This window comes from Thalassolituus marinus, from assembly GCF_020320395.1.
GTDB lineage: Bacteria > Pseudomonadota > Gammaproteobacteria > Pseudomonadales > Oceanobacteraceae > Venatoribacter > Venatoribacter marinus.
Window position 1 is genome coordinate 1 of record NZ_JAEDAH010000015.1, and the last position, 696, is coordinate 696.

The window sequence follows — 696 nt, forward strand, 5'->3', positions numbered from 1 at the left end:
CCAGAGTTCGTGGCGCTTAGTGATGGCAATGAAAACGACATGATAGAAGGACGAAAATTTGATTTTCCTAAGGGAAGTATCGTTGCTTTCGATAAAGGCTATTTTGACTATGAGTGGTATAAGACACTGACAGATAAAGGAATTTTCTTTGTCACACGGCTACGTACTAATGCTGTTTATAAGATTCACGCCGACTATCCGGTAAGGTCAGGCACTGGCGTAATAGCGGATCAGGACATACAGCCAAGCAGCGCACATGCACGGAAGCGAGGCGCACCTCCCATGAGGCGAGTGGTCTATCATTGCTCAGAAACAGACAAAACCTATGAGTTTTTAACCAATCATTTTGACCTTTCAGCCCGAACCATTGCTGGGATCTACAAGGATCGCTGGCAGGTTGAACTCTTCTTTAAAGCCATCAAACAGAGCCTGTCTATCAAGACGTTTTTAGGGCGATCCCGAAATGCAGTAATGACCCAGATATGGATAGCGATGACAGTCTATCTCTTGGTTGCGTACGCTCGATATGCCGCACGTTCAGGCTGGACCGTACTAAGGATGTTAAGGGTGTTGCAGATGAATCTGTTTGAACGAAAGACGCTTCAGGAGGTGCTTAATCCGTCACCGCCCGACCCAAACAAAAACGAGCCTCAGATGAGGCTCGTTATATGATCCCGAAACTGTGGGACAGCAGTG

At 46.8% G+C, this 696-nt stretch carries 1 protein-coding gene; it reads left to right on the top strand.

Annotated features, from left to right (window positions below):
* Window positions 1-672: IS4 family transposase (locus I9W95_RS03540; RefSeq protein WP_225671911.1), on the top strand; the 672-nt coding region annotated here is incomplete at its 5' end.
* Window positions 673-696: the final 24 nt, after the last annotated feature.